Below are 2,524 nucleotides of genomic sequence, written 5' to 3' on the forward strand. Positions count from 1 at the left end.
GTTTGCAGCAGTATATACAAAATGATGCTTATTTTAATCAAAAGCACAGTGAAATAAATAACTGGTTGAAAAATGTTAAAGGCCATGACGATCGCACTAAGGCCGTTTCAATTTATTATCTTGTAAGAGATGGAATTAAATATGATCCTTTTACACTTTTAGATGGGGCAAAGTCACTTAGTAGTGACTATTGCTTAGACAATAAAGCAGCATACTGTATTCCAAAGGCATCATTACAAATTGCATTGAGCCGAGCTATTAATATTCCTGCCCGCTTGGGTTTGGCAGATGTTCGTAATCATTTAAGTACACCTAAGTTAGACAAGTTACTAAAAAATGATGTGTTTACAATGCACGCTTATGTAGAGCAGTTTATTGAGGGAAAGTGGGTGAAATCGACACCTGCCTTTAATAAAGAGCTATGTGACCTCGTTAGTATAAAGCCATTAGAATTTGATGGAGTAAACCACTCTTTATTTCATCAATTTACTGCTGACGGCGAAAAGCATATGGAGTATTTAAAAGATCATGGGCAATTTGCGGCAATGCCAACGGCACTTATTAACAAAAGTTGTGATCACTATTACCCGCATTTAGCTCTCGATTTTTCAAATATTGGTAAGTAAATATTTTATATGGGTTGCTCCTTTTGCAGTCTTTATTACTTAATTTTAATTTTTTATATTTTGCTAGGAGGGGGATTTGCTTGCCCTTGGTTACAGCCTTACGTAAAATCGCGCTATTGTTTTTAAAATGTGATTGCTGTTATCAAACAATTGTTTAGTGCAACCGGCCCCTTAGCGTTATCTTTTGATGGCTACACACCACGTCAACCGCAAATTGATATGGCCGTTGCAGTTGCCCAAGCGTTAAAAAACAGTTCCCAACTCGTTGTTGAGGCCGGCACAGGTACGGGCAAAACGTTCGCTTACTTGGCACCCGCGCTTAAGTCTAAGGGTAGAACAATTATTTCTACTGGCTCTAAAGCATTGCAAGAGCAACTGTATCATCGTGATTTACCACAATTAGTAAAGGCACTCAGTGCTACAAAAAAAACGGCTTTACTAAAAGGTCGCGCTAATTACTTATGTACTTACAGGCTAAATCAACATGTTGCTCATGTGCCTACAGACGATCCCGATGTTATGCATCAACTTGCCATGGTTGCTAAATTTGCAAGTGAAACACAATCAGGCGATTTAGCTGATTGTATTGGTATAGAAGATGACGCCAAAGTTTTACCTTATGTGAACTCCACTGCAGATAATTGTTTAGGTAAAGAGTGTCCAGACTTTCAAGAGTGTTACATACGAAAAGCGCGTTTAACTGCTGCTGAAGCTGACGTTGTTGTTATTAATCATCACTTATTTTTTGCAGATATGGCTGTTAAAGAAAGTGGCTTTGCTGAATTGATGCCCACAGCCGACGCTTATATTTTTGATGAAGCTCACCAATTAAGTGAAATTGCCAGCGACTATTTTGGTGAAAGTGTAAGTACTAAAAAGCTGGTGGATTTAATTAACGATTTACGCGCGATATACCGAGCTGAAATTCCTGATATGTTACAACTTGGTAAAAGCTTAAATAAATTAGAGACCAGTGTAGCTGATTTACGCTTGCAGTTTGGTGTCGATGGCAGTAGAGGTGATTGGCGAGAAAAGCTTAGCGATAAGCAAATCTGTGCAGCACTGCATCGTGTCATTAGTGATTTGGACTTTGTTTATCAAGTACTAAAACTATGCTTAGACAGAAGCGATAAAATAGAACACCCGTTTGAACGGGCTTTAGCATTTAAAGGTCAATTAGAGCGGGTTTTTGATACAGCACAAACGGGTTTTAGTTACTGGTATGAGACAACACGGCGCTTTTTAACTATAAATATTACGCCGTTAAATGTATCGGCAAAATTTTCACAAATGATGCAAGATACCGGTGCTGCATTTGTGTTTACCTCTGCAACACTTTCGGTTGATAATAAGCTTGACCACTTTAATGCAAGCTTAGGGCTAAAACCAGCACAAAGCATGATGGTTGACAGCCCGTTTGATTACCCAAACCAAGCATTATTGTGTTTGCCAAGATACTTGCCAGAATCGCATGCTGATAATATGCCTCATGCTATTGTAAAATTAACCCTTGAGCTTATAAAATCAGCGCAAGGGCGCTGTTTTGTGCTTTTTACAAGTTACCGTATGATGCATTTAGTTGCAGAGGGGCTCACAACGCAAATAGACTACCCCGTTTATATGCAAGGGCAAATGTCTAAGCGGATTATTTTAGAAAAATTTACCCGCCATGGTAATGCAGTTCTACTCGGTACGGCATCATTTTGGGAAGGGGTAGATGTGAGAGGCAGTACATTAAGCTGTGTTATTATAGATAAATTGCCTTTTGCAGCGCCAGACGACCCCTTGTTGCAAGCTAAAATGCAGGATTGCCAAATGCAGGGAAAAGACCCATTTGCACATATCCAATTACCACAAGCAGTTATTGCCTTAAAGCAAGGTGTAGGGCGATTAATTCG

2 protein-coding genes are annotated in these 2,524 nt (G+C 39.2%); both read left to right on the forward strand.

Annotation, left to right across the window (positions count from 1 at the left end; all coding sequences use genetic code 11):
• A partial coding sequence (locus BCG07_RS01095; protein WP_286888148.1) for a transglutaminase-like domain-containing protein occupies positions 1-626 on the forward strand: 626 nt, incomplete at its 5' end.
• Positions 627-755: 129 nt separating this feature from the next.
• On the forward strand, positions 756-2,524 hold a 1,769-nt coding region (gene yoaA / locus BCG07_RS01100), incomplete at its 3' end, for a DNA repair helicase YoaA (protein WP_286888150.1).

Source organism: Pseudoalteromonas sp. ESRF-bin5 (genome assembly GCF_002632075.1).
Classification (GTDB): domain Bacteria; phylum Pseudomonadota; class Gammaproteobacteria; order Enterobacterales; family Alteromonadaceae; genus Pseudoalteromonas; species Pseudoalteromonas marina.